We start from the raw sequence: 17,276 nt of genomic DNA on the forward strand, positions 1-17,276 counted from the left end.
TTGTCAAAATGCCTCATAAAGTTCTCTTACAGGGTTTTCATCCCTCCATGCCCAGGTCTGGGCATGGAGGGATGAAAAGCAGAGCAACCGAAGGGCGGTAGCAAAAAAGTCTCTTAACGTTTGTCCGAAATATTGACGGAAGACCAAATGTTCTAATATCACAGTGCAATCTTCTAATATCGGATGCAACTCTTCTAATAAAACACCAAACCATATCCCGTAAACCGCTACATAAGCAAACATCTCGCACCAGAAGCCCATTATAAGAAAACTTCTAATAAACTTAACCAGAATCCCTATAATAAAACCATCCCTAACCCCATAAGAAAAACCGAAACCCTATAAGGATTTCGGCATACAATTAAGTTCTAAACTTCGCCACAATACCTTGCAGTTCTTCGGCAAGATGGGCAAGGGAACCTGCTGCGGTATTTACTTCTGACATCGAGGCAAGCTGCTCTTCTGAAGCAGATGCAACCGACACGGCATTATCGGCTGTAGTTTCGGAAACCGCCGCCATTTGCAGTGATTGCTCTGATACAGTTGCCATTTTCGAATGAATACTATCAGACACAGCTGTAATCTCGGTTACCTGGTTTTGTACTTGACCGATAATAGCCAGAATTTCGTCAAACGTTGCCTTCGTATCATACGAAATTGTGATCCCCGCATTGACGCGATCCTTCACTTGCTGAATAGATGCAACGGTTGTCGTCGTATCGTTTTCAATCTCAACGGCAATTCGCGAAATATCGGATACCGACTGCTTCGTCTGCTCGGACAATTTTTTCACTTCATCCGCGACAACGGCAAAGCCTTTACCAGCTTCACCCGCACGCGCTGCTTCGATTGCAGCATTCAAGGCAAGCAGGTTCGTCTGATCGGAAATATCCTGTACAAGCTTTAGTATATTGACGATTTCAGTCGTACGGCTAGCAAGAAGTGTTAAAGAATCGGCTGTTTCATCGACTGTTGATTGAATAAGGTTCATTTGAGATACAGTGTTTTCAACATATACCGAACCTTTTTCAATTTTTTCATTTGTTGAATTAGACAAGGTTGTTGCCTGATTCGCCTGATTCGCAATTTCCTCAGCCTCTTCTAATACTTTTTGTGCAAAGGAGGCAGAGGCGTTCGACATTTCTTTTTGCTTGTCCGCTGCATCCGATACATTTTGAATGGAAGTGGAAATCAGTTCTGTGCCAAGCATTGTTTCATCGGCACTGGCCATCAATTCCTCGGCAGATGCTGCAACCTGATCTGAACTGTCCGATACATGTGTAATGATTTCCTTTAAATTGCCGGTCATTTGGCGGAATGAAACCTGCAGTTCGCCAACTTCATCGTCAGCCTCTTTATCTTCAAACTGCACATTTAAATTCCCTGCAGCAATTTCTTTTGCACCTGCAGTTAATCGACTGATGCGGCCAACAATTCTATTTGTAAAATACAGAGCCGATACAACACTTACGATAATAAGTGCGATCGCTGAAATAATGGAAATCCATGTAATGGCATTAATTTTATTGCCAAGCTCTTGCTGCATTGCGGTATAGTTTGCGCTGACATCACGTTTCAACTCGATTACATCATTGACAATTCCTCGTGTACGCTGGGATTGGCGCTTAATTTCCGCAACATTTGTTTCCTGTAGGGAAGCAGTAGTCGATTCAGCAATTTTAGTGAATTTTTCTTCAAAATGTGCACTAATCTGACGTTGGCGATCTGTTGAAAAACTGCTTTGCAGACTATTGTAAATTTCTTCTGTTCGCGCTAAATCAGTTTCAATATTATACTTGTTGTTTTCAGACACATTGATCGAATAGACGCTCAATGATTTCTGCAGGCTTTGTACCGAGCTGTTTAACTCCTCAACAGCAACCAAGGAATCCACCACTTCTTCCGTCGATGCATTCAGGCTCATAAGCTGACTAATATTATAAGCGATAATACAGACAGCTAATATTAGCGGTAACAATGCCAATATTAATATTTTTTGTTTTAATTTCACTGTTGTACGATCCTTTCTTCTACTTAATCGTCAGTTGCCCGTCCGCAAGCTCCTGCTGTAGGTTTTCAATTTGCTTTTGTTCCTGTGCAGTCAAATTCACAACACGGATTGGTGCTAGACTTACACCATTTTCTTTAATGCCAAGCACTTTATCTTTTTCCGAAAGGGTCCCCGTTTCCGAAACTTCTTTAATTGCCTGATAAACAGCTGTATCTACCCGTTTCAGCATGGAAGAAACAATCGTATCTTCAGCAAGGAAAAACTGATCGCTGTCCACGCCGAATGCATATACACCGGCTTCCTGTGCCGCTAAAATGGAGCCAACACCTGTAAAGCCTGCAGCGGGATAAATAAAGTCCGCGCCTTGTTCAATCATATCCTGTGCAATGGAAGCACCAAGCTGATCATCACCGAAATTCCCCGCATAAACGGATAGCACTTCTGTATCGGGATTTACTTGTTTGGCACCAGCTTTAAACCCGGTTTCAAAACGTTCGATTACCTCATTTTGAATACCACCGATAAATCCGATTGTATTGCTGTCTGATTTCATCGCAGCGAGTGCCCCGAGTAAGTAGGAACCTTCATCTTCTTTAAATGTTATGTTATGAACATTCGGCAAGTCCGACACAGCATCGATCAATAAAAACTGCTCGTCCGGATTGGCAGCGGCAACGGCCTCCATATCCTCCTGGACCGTAAACCCGATTCCAATGATCAGATCCTGTCCTTCCTCAACGAGCTCTTCCAGCCCTTGCTTATATGTACCGGTAAATTCAAGTTCACGGTAATCAAATGTTATATTTAATTCATCGCGTGCTTTTTCGAGACCTTCAAAAGCAATATCCGAAAACGACTGATCACCAAGTCCTGCATCTGACAGCATGACCCCAATTTTCACCCGTTCCTTTTTCTCTTCCTCTGACTTCTGTGAGCAGGCAGAGAGCACGACTACAACGAGAAGACTCATCAAAAACAACCATCTTCTTTTCATTTCATCAGTCCTTTACTTTAAATACATTATGTAGAGGTTCGACCTCCAACATTTTCAATTTTAACGTATACTTGTCATTTAATAAATGAAATAAAAAAAATTATGCAGAAAATTAACAATTGTTGGGAGATTAAGGGTGATCGAAATTTTATTAGAAGATAACTTGGGGATATTAGAAAAGGTCCAAGCGTTATTAGAAAATCGTAAAAGTCATATTAGAACATCTCAAATTAAATGAGCACTTCTCCAACTATAAAAAGAAAATTCTGAAACTTAAGTTGACACAATCTGGAAGCATGCAGTATAGTGTAGTAATTAAAAAGGGGGAAACTTGATGAAAGGGTTTATTTATACTCAACAGCAGTTTGCACAATTACATCTTCATACTAAGTAGTCTTGCTATCTTTATTAAATTTTTAATAATGAATAGGAAGACTTTTTCGCATTGAATCGTATAATAAAGCCGTTTAGGAGCTTTATCATTATACGATTTTTTTATTTCTCAAAAACAGGAGGATTCGTATGAAAAAAATGGACTATCAAAATGTAAAAGGAACACAGGACTACTTGCCGGCTCAGGAAGTTGTAAGACGCAACATTCGGCGCACTTTAGAAGATACGATTATGTTGTACGGATGTAAGCCACTGGAGACACCGATATTAAACTATACAGAGTTAATGGCTTCCAAATATGCAGGCGGGGCTGAAATATTAAAGGAAATGTACACATTAACAGATCGAGGAGAACGCGATTTAGCGCTTCGTTATGATTTGACGATACCTTTTGCGAAAGTAATTGCGATGAATCCACAGCTTTCAATGCCATTTAAGCGCTATGAAATCGGAAAAGTCTTTCGGGATGGACCGATTAAAGCAGGGAGATTTAGAGAATTTACACAATGCGATGTGGATGTAGTCGGTATCGAGTCACAGTCTGCAGAAGCTGAACTGATGGTGATGACAATCGATGCTTTTAACAAGCTAAATATTGAAATGGTGATTCAATTCAATAATCGCAAGCTATTGGCAGGATTATTGCAATACTTTAAAGTCCCTCAACTAAAAATAAATAGCGTCATTCTCATACTGGATAAAATGGAGAAAATCGAACAAGTCACTTTACTGAAAGAACTGGAGGAACAGAACCTTTTACCTTCAACGATTGAGTTAATTAAGCAATTTTTAAATGCGAATCCGACAATTGCGTATTTTGAGAAGTACCGAGAGGAGAATGAATTAATTAAACAAGGCTATGAAGAATTAATCGAGCTGCAGGATTATTTACAAGTTTTAAATGTTGAGGAAAGTTGTATGTTTAATCCATTTCTAGCTCGAGGTCTGGAAATATATACAGGTACCATTTATGAGCTCTTTCTAAAAGATGATGTAATTAAATCAAGTATTGGAGGCGGTGGCCGTTACGATAATGCAATTGGCGGATTGACCGGTTCAGAGGAAAAGTTTTCGACTGTAGGTATCTCATTTGGTTTGGATGTTATTTATACAGCGATGGAGCAAAGAGAAAATAGTGCAAATCAGGTGTTGTTGGATATTTTTATTATTCCATTAAATACGGAAAAGGAAGCACTGCGTTTAGCATGGCAATTACGTCAGCAGGGAAATCGTGTAGAAGTTGAACTGAGTGGTAAGAAATTGCGGAAAGCAATGGAAAAGGCAAACCGTGAAAATATCCGGAAAGTAATCATTTTAGGAGAAAATGAAATTAAGTCAGGACGATATGAAATGAAAGATATGCAAACAGGAAAAGTGGAGCAATTCGAAATACTGTAATTTAGAAGGGAAGAGATGGGATGAATATTCGAAAAGCAAATAGAGGCGATGCACCGGGGATTGCAAAAGTGCATGTTGATAGTTGGAGAACTACATATAAAGGTATTATTCCCCAAAACTTTTTAGATGGATTAAGCTATGAACAACGTACAAAACTGTGGGAAAATAATATTTCAGATCAAACAAATACGATTTTTGTAGCAGAAAATGAAAATATAATTATAGGCTTTGTCACAGGGAGCACACGTAGTACAAATAAAGAAGTTGGAGCAAGTGATTTAACTTCGATTTATTTACTTGAAGAATGGCAGGGCCAAAGCGTTGGGAAAAAGCTATTAAATCAAATCATGACTTCCTTATTAGAACAAGGCTATCAAAAAGTATATGTGGATGTATTAGCAGACAATAAAACAAAACAGTTTTACCAATATTATGGGGCTGAGTATGTCAAAACTGTACAATTAAGTATAGCAGGTAAGACATTAGAGGAAGAGATTTATGTATGGAACAGTGTAGAAAAAGTAATCCAACAATCAAAATAAACAATTTACATTTTTTGTCTAAATTCAAATAATTTTATTGAATAATCGTAATATTATGTTATTATTTTACAGTATGCTATAGCTAAAAACCTAACAATTCTCTAAATATTAGGATAATAGAAATAAAAAATTAGGAAGTAAAACATGCTACATTCCTTAATAGACATGATATAATAATTGTTATCAGACATTTCAGTTAAAAGGGAGGGGGCAAGTATGGAATTTAATCAAAGAACGAAAAAGAACGTATTATTGCTTTGGTTAGCTACTGGGCTACCCCTCATGTACGGCCTATATTTTCTGTTTCCAAATCAGCCGATCGACTGGGAAATTTTTGTGTATTTATCGATATTCGCGCTCATCACAACAGCCATTCCATTTCAAATTGGAAACACGACGATTATTCTTTCACAATGGGTCACATTGGCAGCCTTTTTGCTGTATGGCGTCGGGGCGGAAATGCTGATTGTCCAATTAAGCATTTTACCGATTATTTACCAGATGAGAAACCATAAAGATGCGTTTTACCGAATCATCTTTACTTCTTGGATGTTTGCCTATACGTCGTTTTTCGCTGCAGGCATTGTTCATTTAGCGGGATTTGAAGTAGGGAATTCGAATTTAACGCATTTACTGCTTTACGGAACGGTATTTGTCGGGTTCCATTTGTTTATCAACCATACGATTTTATATGTACGCGATCGCTTTACAGGTGAAAACGAAAAGTTTTTCAGTGAACATATATTATGGGATTACGGCAGTGCGACCATTACAATCCCGTTTGCCATTACATTAGTTATCCTGATTAATGAAATTGGGTCGCCGGCCATTTTCCTGCTTGGCATTCCGTTTTTTGCGATAACATTTATTGCAAAAATGTATAATATTTCGGAACGGGTCAACTTTTCACTCAGTAAAGCAAGCGAGTTTGGTCATGAGTTGGCAGACAGATTAAGCGCCCAGCAAATTATTGAACTGTTTATGCACCGGGTGAGTCAGCTCTTTGCACATGATGCGATGTATCTTGTCGATAATATTCAAGGGAAATATGTGATTTTGCGTGCAAGAGTAGATGGAAAAGATATCGAAATTCAGGCTGATTCAGATTCAATCCGCGATTCATTTATTCATATTTGCTTCCAAACAGAAGACAAAAAGGTATTCTCAAGTGCAAAAGAGTGGGAAGAAGATGCGCCGGATTTCCTCCCACTTGATATGAATAGTGTCATGATTGTTCCAATACACCGTAACCAAAAAACGGAAGGAACATTAATTTTAACGGCACGCAAAAAGAATGCATTTGAAAAGTATCAGATGGATATCGTTCACTTACTGTCGACGTATTTTGCCGTGTCTCTGGAAAAAGCGAAATACTTAAGCGCGGCAGTTGAGAAAAGTGAGACTTGTGCATTGACAGGTCTATATAATTATCATTATTTAGATAAAATGCTAGTAGTAGAGCAAGAGCGGATTAAGGCGAATCCTCATCTTCAGTTTTCATTGTTAATGATGGATATTGATTATTTTAAACGGATTAATGATACGTATGGCCATCATGCGGGAAATATCATCCTTCAAAATTTTGCTAAGCTATTAGAAAACTTTGTTCCGGAAGAAGCGGTTTTAGCTAGGTATGGTGGAGAGGAATTTGTCATGCTTTTACCGCATAGGACGAAGGAAGAGGCAGTCCAATTAGGTGAAGAAATTCGTCAATGTGTAGAAGTAACACCGTTTTTAATTGAATCCGATTTAGCCGAAGCCGGTCAGAAAGAGCTGGTGTTTATTACAGTGAGTATCGGTGTTTCAAATGTCCCGGATGACACGGATGAAACGAAAGGGCTTTTACGCAATGCCGACCGTGCACTGTATATCGGAGCAAAACAGGCAGGGCGCAATAAAGTAGCAGAGTATTCACGTTAAGAGAACTCCTTAGTTAACGCTATGGAGTTCTTTTATTATTTTCAGCCTAAAATTTATAAATTACACGATAATAAATCTTACTAATTTCGTATGAATTAATGTATGATGAAAGTATAATTTTTAAAATTGAAAAATTCTGTGTAAGAGCATAAGCACGAATATTGGAGGAATGGCAGATGGCAAAAATCTATGTAATCCATGAAAATGATGATTGGACGCGTCACTTAGTAAATCGTTTAGAAGAATTAAACTTACCATATGAATCATGGCATTTGGACGAGGGGATTGTTAACTTAACAGAGGCTCCTCCAGAAGGTGTATTTTATAATCGAATGAGTGCCTCTTCACATACCCGTGATCACCGTTACGCACCTGAACTGACAGGAGCAGTGCTGGACTGGCTGGAATTCCACGGAAGAAAAGTGTTGAATGGCAGTAATGCATTGCGTTTAGAGTTAAGTAAAGTGAAGCAGTATACTGCACTGGAAAAGCACGGAATCAAGACACCGAAAACAATTGCTGCCGTTGGGAAACAGCAAGTTGTTGAAGCTGCAAAAGCATTGAATATCGTACCGTTTATTACGAAGCATAATCGTGCAGGCAAAGGATTAGGTGTTCAGCTATTTTATTCGATCGCTGCATTGGAAGAGCATTTAGCGAAGCCGGATTATGAAGAGCCTGTAGATGGCATTGTGCTGATTCAGGAATACATCGAGTCGCCTGAATCTTATATTACACGTGTTGAATTTATTGGCGGCGAGTATTTCTACTCTGTACAAGTGGACACATCCGAAGGGTTCGAGCTTTGTCCAGCAGATGTATGCCAAATTGGCGATCTATTCTGTCCGGTAGGGGAAGAGCCGAAAGAGCAGCGTGCAAAATTCGAAATTGTCGAAAACAACGAAACAAAGCTGCTTGAAAACTATGCGAATTTCCTGAAAGACAGCGGAATTGATGTAGCAGGCATTGAATTCATCCGCAATGCAAAAGGTGAAGTATTTACGTATGATGTCAATACAAATACGAACTATAATTCGGATGCAGAGGCAAAAGAAGAAAAGTACGCAATGCTGCAGCTTGCTAAGTTTTTAGGGCAGGAACTGGAAAAAGTAACAGCTCAAAAAGTGAAGTAAAGTGAAAAATCCAATGAAGGGGGAGCGCTACACTGCACTTTCTTCACTGGACTTTTTTATTTATGCTTCTTATGCTGCTTCATTCGTTTGACTAAGAAACCGCCTTTAAACGACTTCGGTTCATAAGAAATTATAAAGGCTGACGGCTCATGATGCTGAACAAGCATAAATAGTTCCTTTTCACGATTCCGTTTCGTTAAAATTTCGTATTTGTATCGTTGACTATCCCGGCCTTCACCCACGTATGTCGTTACCGCAAACCCTTCATTTCGCATAACTTGGATCAGCTCTTCGTTGCGGATTTGTGTATTGATCGTTACATAAATATAGCCAATCGCCAGCTTTTGCTCGATGCGCGTCCCGATAATGATCCCTAGACCAAACCCGACCGCATACACGACCATTGCAAGAAAACCTTGATCGCCGCTGAAAACAAGAGACAGACCAAACACATAGATGAGCATTTCAACAATCCCGATCAGTGATGCGAGCGTTGTAATATTTTTAACTAAAAAAATTGTTCGCAGAGTAAATAAAGGAACATAGAGCAATTGTAATAATAGAATAAGCAAAATTTCTTTCATCTAATCGAATCCTTTTCTTTAAATTATGCTCATCATAATATGGGTACTCTTGTAAATGCAATAGATAAGATTATATGGAGAGGCATGAACCAAAATATTATTCATCCTATTATTCATCCTATCCTTTTCCTATGTTCCCTTTAAAGAATACTTTATGCAATATTTCTCAAAAAAACATAACTTATATGTTTACCCATCTCTCTTTTGTGGGAAACATATATGAGGATAATTATAAATTATTCGGTATAAAGTACTGCTCGTTCATGCAGAAAAAGAGACAGGTAGAAGCTTTCAGAACAAGCCTATCGTTTACTTACTATTATACATAGTACAAAGTTAATGAGACTTATAGACTGAAATAGCGACAAAAAAGCCTCTTCATTTCATTTACCTGTCGTTTTCTGTATAATTAAGTGTAACGGGCAATGAATTATGCTTTATCTAAAAAAGTAGAGAGAAGTTGATGTAATGACCATTCTTGTTGTAGACGATAACCAAGTTAACCTCTTCGTTATTGAAAAAATATTGAAAAGTGATGGTTATGAGAAGTTTGTTTCCGTACAATCTGCAAAAGAAATGTTTGACTACCTAGATCCATCCAATGCCCCTAAGTGCTATGACGTTAATGTTATTTTATTGGATGTTATGATGCCGGAGATGGATGGAATTGAAGCTTGTCGTATATTAAAACAAAATCCACAATGGAAAGATATCCAGGTGATTTTCGTGACCGCTCTTGAAGATAAGTCGAAGCTGTCGGAAGCCTTGGACGTTGGCGGCATTGATTACATAACGAAACCTATTAATCGAATAGAATTATTAGCCCGTATACGTGTAGGTAAACGGTTGAAATCAGAACTGGACTGGCATACAAATCAGGAAAAGATTATTCAAAGTGAGTTGGATCTGGCAGCCCGTGTCCAACAAAGTCTATTAAGTCCGCCTGTTCATGAACCGGATATCTCGATTACGGCTTCTTATTTACCTTCATCGAATTTGGCCGGAGACTTGTACTATTGGGACAAGCTTGATGAAGATCGCTATGCTGTCATGTTATTGGATATGATGGGGCATGGTGTGTCCGCATCGCTTGTTTGTATGTATATTTCATCTGTTTTGCGTGAGGCAATTAAGAAGCTGACAGACCCTAAGCGTGTTATTTCAGAATTGAATCGTTATATGAATTTACTGCAAAATGAAAAAGAAAATATATTGTACTATTTCACTGGTGTGTATTTTATTATCGATACGAAGCAAAAGACCGTGGAGTACGTAAATGCAGGGCATCCGAAAGGGTATGCACTAGTTGATGGGGAAAAGACAGTACCGATTACGCCGACGAGCTATGCGGTAGGATTTGTGGAAGATATCAAAATTGAAAAAGCAGTTATACCATATAATTCTTCTATCCAAATTGTCCTCTTTACAGATGGTGTTCTGGAAGCAATGGGTCCGTGTGATCTGGAATCTGATAAAGAGCTATGTAAAATTGCGAGTAGCCACTGGTCGACGGACATTTCACCGATTGACTACTTATTGAAGGGTGAACTGCAACATAATCAGCCGGATGATATGTGTGTATTATTATTGCGCGCCAATAGTTAAGGAAGCTAGATTAATTAATAAGTCTTTAAATATAAAAACTCAATTTTTCTCTCGCAGAAAAATTGAGTTTTTTTGCTATGTGAAAATAATTTTAATACGAAATAAAAAATGGCACATCCGTAAAAGATGCGCCATTTTTATTTCGATTCCTGTATATTGAGTAACTAAAGGTACTTACTACAACCTCTTTTGATAGATTCGCTCTGTTGCGTTAATTGTGCGGTATTTGGAAACGAGCGGCGTAAATTGCAATGTTTCTTTATCGCCTAAACCCAAATATCCGTTTATTGCTAAGCTATCGTAAAAGAGATGGTGTACTTCATGCTGCAGATCCGGTGTAAAATAGATGAGCACATTACGGCAAATGATAATATCAAATTCCTGAAACGATTTATCCGTTGCCAGATTATGCTGGGCAAACATGATGTTTTCGCTTAAGTATGGATGAAAAGAGGCAAAGCTGTCATCCGTTTTATAATACTGGGAAAAGCTTTCTCTTCCGCCTGCTAAAATATAATTTTTCGTATAGGCTTGCATTTTATGAAGAGGGAAGGCCCCAAGCTGTGCTTTTTCCAGCACATCTTCATTCATGTCGGTCGCATACATCATCGTGCGGTCGAGCAAGCCTTCCTCCTGCAGCAGGATTGCCATGGAATAAACTTCTTCGCCAGTTGCGCAGCCTGCATGCCATACCCGGATTTTATCAAGCTGCTGCAGCTTAGGAACGATTTCTTCCCGGAACGCCCTAAAGAAAGAGGGATCCCGGAACATTTCTGTCACATTAATCGAGAAATCATTCAGCAATACTTTTAGTAACTCTTTATCGTAAATAATCGATTCGGTTAATTGTGATATTGATGAAAAATTGTTGATTCGCATCCGGTGTTCTATCCGTCGTAATATTGATTGTTGATTGTACTTTCGGAAATCAAATCCTGATAATGAGTATACCGCTTCCAATAATAAGCGTACTTCTAACTTCTTTCTATACATTTCGTAAACGTTCCCCACTTGTGAGCCATACCGTTAGTACGGAGAATAGTTGTTCCAAGTTTAAAGGCTTACTAATATAATCGGAAGCCCCTGCTTCAAATGCACGATCTTGGTCTTGCTTCATCGCTTTTGCTGTTAATGCAATAATCGGCAGCTCATGTAATTGTAAATCTTTGCGGATACGCTCCATTGTTTCATATCCGTCCATTTCAGGCATCATAATATCCATCAATACAGCATCAACACGTGTCGCCGTCTGTAAAATGTTCAGACATTCCACGCCGTTTGACGCCTCTAGAATATGAACACCTTTATGTTCCAATGCCTGGCGCAATGCGTAAATATTACGGTAATCATCATCAACAATCAAAATATGCTTATCATCAAATATTGACTTCGATACACCCATTGCCGGAGTAGCATCTGTATAAACAGCCTCCTGTACGGCAATGTTCGTTTGAGCAGCATTTCCATCAGGTAAGCTTGGCAAGTAAACAGTAAATGTACTACCTTGACCTTCAGTACTTGATAAAGTAATCCAGCCGCCAAGAAGTTTTGTTACTTCACGGCAAATTGATAAGCCTAATCCTGTTCCGCCATATTTACGAACAGTAGCACCGTCCGCTTGCTGGAACGACTCAAATACAATATTTTGCTTGTTTTTCGGAATACCGATACCGGTATCTGTCACACTTACCGTAATCCATGTGTCGCTTAACTGTCTCATGGCCGGTGTAATACGTGCTCGATCCACTTTCACTGTTACCGAACCTTCCTCTGTAAACTTCAACGCATTGGAAAGCAGGTTATTTAATACTTGATGGAATCGTTTCACATCGGTATGGAAGAATTCCGCAAGATCATTTGCGACATCCACCGATAATTCCAGACCTTTTTGATTGGCTATCGGCATAAATAAATTTTGAATATGCTGTGGTATTTCATATACATCCATCTCTCTGAACCATAAATCCATTTTTCCGGCTTCCACTTTTGATAAGTCGAGAATGTCATTAATAAGGTTCAGTAAATCTTCACCTGAATCATGGATGACTTTTGCGTATTCGAGCTCATCATCAGATAGATGGTTTTCATGGTTTTCCGCGAGCATTTCAGACAAGATTAAAATACTGTTAAGCGGTGTTCGCAATTCATGCGACATATTCGCCAGGAACTCGGATTTGTAATTCGAACTTTGACGAAGCTGTTCTGCACTTTGTCTCAGCTCAACCTGTACTTTTTCCAGCTCGTGTGTTTTCTGTTCCGCGTCACGTGTACGTTCTTCTAAACGTTCATTAATTGTTGTCAGTTCTTCTGTTTGCATTTTCAGTTCTTCAGATTGTGTTTGTAGCTCTTCTGACTGAACTTGCAATTCTTCCGTCATTGCCTGTGATTCATTTAAAAGACGAATGACTTCCATACGACCGATGATGCTGTTAATCGTTATACCTAAATGTACAACGACTTCTTTAATCAGATCACGATGCTGTTGGTTATATGACTTTAATGAAGCCAATTCAAAAACAGCAACGACTTCTTTTCCGAAAAATACAGGGACGATGATACCGTTTGAAATCGGAATATTTCCAAGTGATGTTTCTAAGAAGTGGAAGCTATTATCTTTATTGTCATAGCTTAAAATCCGTTTTTCTTTCACACTTTGTCCGATGAAGCCTTGTCCAACTTCGAAGCTGTCACGTCCGACATTATCGCCAGTTTCCGCAAAGGCAGCAATCTTATTGAATTTGTTTTTATTGCGGATATCTTGAATATAGAATGCGCCATATACCGAATGTGTACGTGTCGTCAACGAATTAAGCAGTACTTCACCTAATTGATCGAGTGTATCGACACCTTGGTAGGCTGTTACAACCTCGGCCAAGTTTGTTTGGTACCATTGACGGTCCTCTAAAGTTGTAAGAAGTTCATTCGTCGCCAATACGAGATCTCTTACTTCATCGTTTGTTCTGGCGATAATACGTTTCCGTGTTTTACCATCAGAAGCATTCATATCCTGAATCGCTTCAGTAACTTCATTAATTGATCCTGCAATATTACGTGAAATAATAGTGAAAATAACAATTGTCACGGTCGCTATTAATGTTAAAATCGCAAAAAGACTATAAGTTAACGCAGTATTTTTGTCATTTAGCTCCGCAACTTTTTCTTGAATTGCTTCAGTTTCAAAAGTACGGAATGCGGTGAACTTTTGCTGCAGGTCATTGATTGCCACACTACTTTGCATTCCGTCGAACGTCGAAAGTACTTCGTCGTTATCATTAGCAAGTATCGCGTTCATTAGAGGTTGTCCAATATCGTTAATCCAATCCTGGATACCACTATGTACCACTTCCAGCTGCTTTTGACCACTTGAGAAGTCATTGACAATTGCGCTTAATTCTTCATAAGAAGCTTCCCATGTAGCAAGTTCTTCATTAAATTTATCAAGATGAGACTTGTCATCTGTAATTAAATAACGTTGTAAGGAGGATTCCATATTAAGAATTTGACGTTCTAGATTATTTGACATCATGCGCATTTGGGAATCATATTTAATGATGCCGTTTCGTTCTGATTGTAAACTTGTTATTTGGTTATTTAAGACAAGCGCCGAAACGATTAAACATATTATGAGAATAATATACCCACTCGTTATTTTGAAGCCAATGCCCCATTTACGTTTTTTATTCATTGTGTGTTCCTACCCTGCCTTTATATAAAATTTCTATCATCTAAGTATACTATAATTTAGTAGACTGTACGAATATGATGATTGAAAAAGCAGAAAGAATCACGATTTTTAATTAAAAAGAATCTTTTAATTCGTATCAATCTTTCCATATACTCCGCCACCGCCTCCTGTAATGGCAATTTTTCCTTTTCTTGATAAATCGATGAGGACTGCAAGTTTTTCAGGAATGACGCTTTTTAATTCCTCAAATGATGCTTCATGTAAAATATTCATTTCGGTGCCGAATGCATCCAACATCTTTTCAATTGTTTTAGCGCCAATACCCGGAATAAAATCGAGCGGAACTTGGTGAATATACGGAGGTCTGCTGATTTCCAGCTGCGGGTTATCCGTTAATTCTACAATTCTTTTTGCAACGCCTTTGATCAACTGCTCCTTTCCGCAATGAGGGCAGCGGCTATGACCTTCCTCTATTAATTGTTCGCCGCAGTTGGCACATACCGTTTCGTGATACTTGCCAAGTAGGGGATTGAGTCCGTAATTAGCTATGATTTGTCTGCCTTCCATCTTATGGAGCGCTTTTCTCAGCTCTTCAAAATTAACATCCTGTACCTGGATTTTCTGATATTCACGGGCAAGCTTTCCTAAAGAATGCGCATCCGAATTTGTTACAAAGCTATATGGGGCCAATTCACTAATCCCTTTGACCATCATCGTATCAGAACTTAATCCGAGTTCAATTCCATCAATGAGGTTTGGATCAAACACTTCCGTTAAACTACTTTTAACCCCTCTACCGAAAAGGCTCTTAAACGGGGTAAATACATGCGCCGGAATAAAAAGGCCGCCAAGTTCATGGACTTTTTGCTGCAAAGTGTGTCCATCACATCGCGTACGCTGTGTGCTTAAATGGATGTTTTTCTGGTGAAGCTGCAGCCAGTTTGAAAACTGTTTCATCTTAGTAAGTGTTGGGATATAGCAAAGAACATGGATTGGCCCATGACAATTGGCATCGTAAATCTCGATTTCCGTACCTAGAATGAGTGTTGTATTTTTATAGCGAATTCCGCCTTCAGCTAATTCTGCTGCTTTTTGTTCTAGAAGAAGCTGTTCCACTTCTTCTATTACTTCCGGTGAATGACAATCAATAATGCCAATTAAATCCAATCCTTTTCTTGAAGTAGCGGTTTCTAAAATATTTGTCAGCGTCAGGTTTTTGCTTCCTGTTATTTTTACTGCCCGACCTTTATAAGTACGACCAATATGTATATGTAAATCCGCATAAATTTCCTGCCACATTATGCACACATCCTTAAAAGAGTTGTTTTATAAATAATACCCGAAATTCGAACTTTATTTTCAACGTGGGAAAGTTTATTTATATTAAACACAGGTAACGACATTCTAAAGCAGTAAAGCGCAAAAAAGGTCATTTCTCTCATGAAGAAAAATGACCTTTTCGTTTTATTTCTGTTAATCGGCAGCTTCGGATAAGGTCGCATTAGTTGCGGTAACATTTTCTGGAGACACGCGATTTGGCATATTTACATACGAGCGTTTATCCGAAACGAATGTTAAAGCGATTGCCGCAATTAAACCTGGTATGGCAAATGCGATAAAGTTCATTTCAATCGGCAATGCAATTGATAATAGGAACCCGCCTAGAAGGGGACCCATCATACCGCCCAGCCGTCCAATTCCGGATGCCATCCCTAATGCAGTGGAACGGATATTTGGCGGGTAGTACTGTGAAACGTAAGCTTGTACAATATTTTGAGCACCGATTGTTGCAGCACCAGCAACAGCAACTAACACGTAAATGTAAAACGTATTACCGCCAAACCCTAGAAGTGTTAAAGCGATTGCACCAGAGGCATACATCGGAACGAGCATTTTCTTTGAACCGTATTTATCACATAACCGGGCGATAATAATCGTACCGACCATTGCACCACCTTGAAGTGTAATGAGGAAGCCTAAGCTCGAGTTCAACCCATAGCCCGCTTCAATCATGAGCTTTGGCAACCATGTGTTTAAACCATAAACCATTAGAAGACATGAGAAAAACGCTGTCCAAAACATGACCGTACTTAAACCACGTTTATTATTAAATAATCCGACAACAGGAACTTTGGAATTATCAACTGGAATATGTTCAAGCTCTTCCGTTCCGTCAAATGTTATATTCGGATCTACTTTTCGTAAATTTTTGAATAACTCTTCTGTCTTTCTTTTTCTAGCAAGGTAAACTGCTGATTCCGGCAGCTTTTTATACATCAATGGTAATAATAGCAGTGGAATTCCGGCCACCCAAAAAATCGACTCCCAGCCTAAGCTTGGCATAATTAAGATTCCTAAAATAGGGGCTAACATCCCGCCGACAGAATAGCCGCATAATACGATGGAAACGGCCATACTGCGCATTTTTTTAGGTGAATAATCTGTCAATAATGCGATGACATTCGGCATAATGCCACCGAGGCCCAAACCAGCGATAAAGCGGAAAATTGAAAATAACAATACATTTGTTGTAAAGCCACATAGGACTGTAAATAAGCTGAATAATACGATCGAAATCGCGGTAACTTTTTTTCGTCCAATACGGTCTGCTAAAATCCCTAAAATGATCGCACCAAACATCATACCGAACAAACCATAACTGCCAATTGCTCCGGCTTGAACTGTCGTCAATCCCCATTCCTCGATCAGTACAGGGACAACTGTACCATAGACCACTAAATCATACCCATCAAATAAAATAATGAGAAAACACCATGCCAATAAGCTGAAATGAAAGCGGTTAAATTTACTGTCTGCAATAACCTGTGCTACGTTAATTTTCTTCATATGCATTCCCCCTAAAAGTCCCCAATCCCCATTGAAATGACTTAAATTATTAATATAGTGAACAAAGTTCATAATATTTAAAGATAATAATAGTCTGAATTAAGGTAATTTTCAATGTTTATTATTAAAAAAGTTAAAAAAACATCAAATTGTTTAGTTTATAT

12 protein-coding genes are annotated in these 17,276 nt (G+C 38.7%); 5 read left to right on the forward strand and 7 right to left on the reverse strand.

Annotated features, from left to right (window positions below; genetic code table 11):
- Positions 1-361: 361 nt before the first annotated feature.
- Together CBM15_RS18810 and CBM15_RS18815 are read right to left on the reverse strand one after the other, a co-directional pair.
- Positions 362-2,011 (reverse strand): methyl-accepting chemotaxis protein, encoded by a 1,650-nt coding sequence (locus CBM15_RS18810; protein WP_087618651.1) that lies wholly within the window; start codon positions 2,009-2,011, stop codon positions 362-364.
- Between the two features lie 19 nt (positions 2,012-2,030).
- Positions 2,031-3,005, reverse strand: a complete 975-nt coding sequence (locus CBM15_RS18815) for a BMP family lipoprotein (protein ID WP_087618652.1) — start codon at positions 3,003-3,005, stop codon at positions 2,031-2,033.
- Positions 3,006-3,527: 522 nt separating this feature from the next.
- Here CBM15_RS18815 and CBM15_RS18820 point away from each other — a divergent pair.
- The 4 genes from CBM15_RS18820 (at position 3,528) to CBM15_RS18835 (ending at position 8,391) form a co-directional block, all read left to right on the forward strand.
- Positions 3,528-4,796 carry a histidine--tRNA ligase gene (locus tag CBM15_RS18820; protein ID WP_087618653.1) on the forward strand — a complete coding sequence of 423 codons (1,269 nt, stop codon included), beginning with the start codon at positions 3,528-3,530 and terminating at the stop codon, positions 4,794-4,796.
- A gap of 20 nt (positions 4,797-4,816) precedes the next feature.
- Positions 4,817-5,338, forward strand: coding sequence for a GNAT family N-acetyltransferase (locus CBM15_RS18825; protein ID WP_087618654.1), 522 nt, complete (start codon positions 4,817-4,819; stop codon positions 5,336-5,338).
- 216 nt (positions 5,339-5,554) lie between these two features.
- Positions 5,555-7,258 (forward strand): sensor domain-containing diguanylate cyclase, encoded by a 1,704-nt coding sequence (locus CBM15_RS18830; protein ID WP_087618655.1) that lies wholly within the window; start codon positions 5,555-5,557, stop codon positions 7,256-7,258.
- A gap of 176 nt (positions 7,259-7,434) precedes the next feature.
- Positions 7,435-8,391 (forward strand): ATP-grasp domain-containing protein, encoded by a 957-nt coding sequence (locus CBM15_RS18835; RefSeq protein WP_008406063.1) that lies wholly within the window; start codon positions 7,435-7,437, stop codon positions 8,389-8,391.
- 56 nt (positions 8,392-8,447) lie between these two features.
- Here CBM15_RS18835 and CBM15_RS18840 read toward each other — a convergent pair whose 3' ends face one another.
- Complete coding sequence (locus CBM15_RS18840) at positions 8,448-8,975, reverse strand: DUF2179 domain-containing protein (protein ID WP_008406062.1); 528 nt, start codon at positions 8,973-8,975, stop codon at positions 8,448-8,450.
- 468 nt (positions 8,976-9,443) lie between these two features.
- Here CBM15_RS18840 and CBM15_RS18845 point away from each other — a divergent pair, with 468 nt between their 5' ends.
- Complete coding sequence (locus tag CBM15_RS18845) at positions 9,444-10,580, forward strand: SpoIIE family protein phosphatase (RefSeq protein ID WP_087618656.1); 1,137 nt, start codon at positions 9,444-9,446, stop codon at positions 10,578-10,580.
- 177 nt (positions 10,581-10,757) lie between these two features.
- Here CBM15_RS18845 and CBM15_RS18850 read toward each other — a convergent pair whose 3' ends face one another.
- The 4 genes from CBM15_RS18850 to CBM15_RS18865 all read right to left on the reverse strand — a co-directional run bounded on the left by CBM15_RS18850 (position 10,758) and on the right by CBM15_RS18865 (position 17,112).
- Positions 10,758-11,573: a CheR family methyltransferase gene (locus CBM15_RS18850; protein ID WP_087618657.1), complete on the reverse strand. Its 816-nt coding sequence runs from the start codon at positions 11,571-11,573 to the stop codon at positions 10,758-10,760.
- The gene (locus tag CBM15_RS18855) at positions 11,566-14,265 is read right to left on the reverse strand and encodes an ATP-binding protein (RefSeq protein ID WP_087618658.1); all 2,700 of its coding nucleotides are present in this window, start codon (positions 14,263-14,265) and stop codon (positions 11,566-11,568) included. Before CBM15_RS18855 ends, CBM15_RS18850 begins: the two co-directional genes overlap by 8 nt.
- A gap of 126 nt (positions 14,266-14,391) precedes the next feature.
- Entirely contained in the window at positions 14,392-15,564 is a 1,173-nt protein-coding gene (locus CBM15_RS18860) for an endonuclease Q family protein (protein WP_087618659.1), read from the reverse strand.
- Between the two features lie 174 nt (positions 15,565-15,738).
- The gene (locus CBM15_RS18865; protein WP_087618660.1) at positions 15,739-17,112 is read right to left on the reverse strand and encodes an MFS transporter; all 1,374 of its coding nucleotides are present in this window, start codon (positions 17,110-17,112) and stop codon (positions 15,739-15,741) included.
- Between the last annotated feature and the right edge of the window lie 164 nt (positions 17,113-17,276).

The sequence above is a fragment of the Solibacillus kalamii genome (assembly GCF_002174535.1).
GTDB lineage: Bacteria > Bacillota > Bacilli > Bacillales_A > Planococcaceae > Solibacillus > Solibacillus silvestris.

Excerpts from the sequence above, each read along its gene's own strand:
- CBM15_RS18840 (WP_008406062.1), bottom strand. The coding sequence starts at position 8,975 with ATGAAAGAAATTTTGCTTATTCTATTATTACAATTGCTCTATGTTCCT.
- CBM15_RS18835 (WP_008406063.1), top strand. The coding sequence starts at position 7,435 with ATGGCAAAAATCTATGTAATCCATGAAAATGATGATTGGACGCGTCAC.
- CBM15_RS18845 (WP_087618656.1), top strand. The coding sequence starts at position 9,444 with ATGACCATTCTTGTTGTAGACGATAACCAAGTTAACCTCTTCGTTATT.
- CBM15_RS18850 (WP_087618657.1), bottom strand. The coding sequence starts at position 11,573 with ATGTATAGAAAGAAGTTAGAAGTACGCTTATTATTGGAAGCGGTATAC.
- CBM15_RS18815 (WP_087618652.1), bottom strand. The coding sequence starts at position 3,005 with ATGAAAAGAAGATGGTTGTTTTTGATGAGTCTTCTCGTTGTAGTCGTG.
- CBM15_RS18825 (WP_087618654.1), top strand. The coding sequence starts at position 4,817 with ATGAATATTCGAAAAGCAAATAGAGGCGATGCACCGGGGATTGCAAAA.
- CBM15_RS18865 (WP_087618660.1), bottom strand. The coding sequence starts at position 17,112 with ATGAAGAAAATTAACGTAGCACAGGTTATTGCAGACAGTAAATTTAAC.
- CBM15_RS18830 (WP_087618655.1), top strand. The coding sequence starts at position 5,555 with ATGGAATTTAATCAAAGAACGAAAAAGAACGTATTATTGCTTTGGTTA.
- CBM15_RS18820 (WP_087618653.1), top strand. The coding sequence starts at position 3,528 with ATGAAAAAAATGGACTATCAAAATGTAAAAGGAACACAGGACTACTTG.
- CBM15_RS18855 (WP_087618658.1), bottom strand. The coding sequence starts at position 14,265 with ATGAATAAAAAACGTAAATGGGGCATTGGCTTCAAAATAACGAGTGGG.
- CBM15_RS18860 (WP_087618659.1), bottom strand. The coding sequence starts at position 15,564 with ATGTGGCAGGAAATTTATGCGGATTTACATATACATATTGGTCGTACT.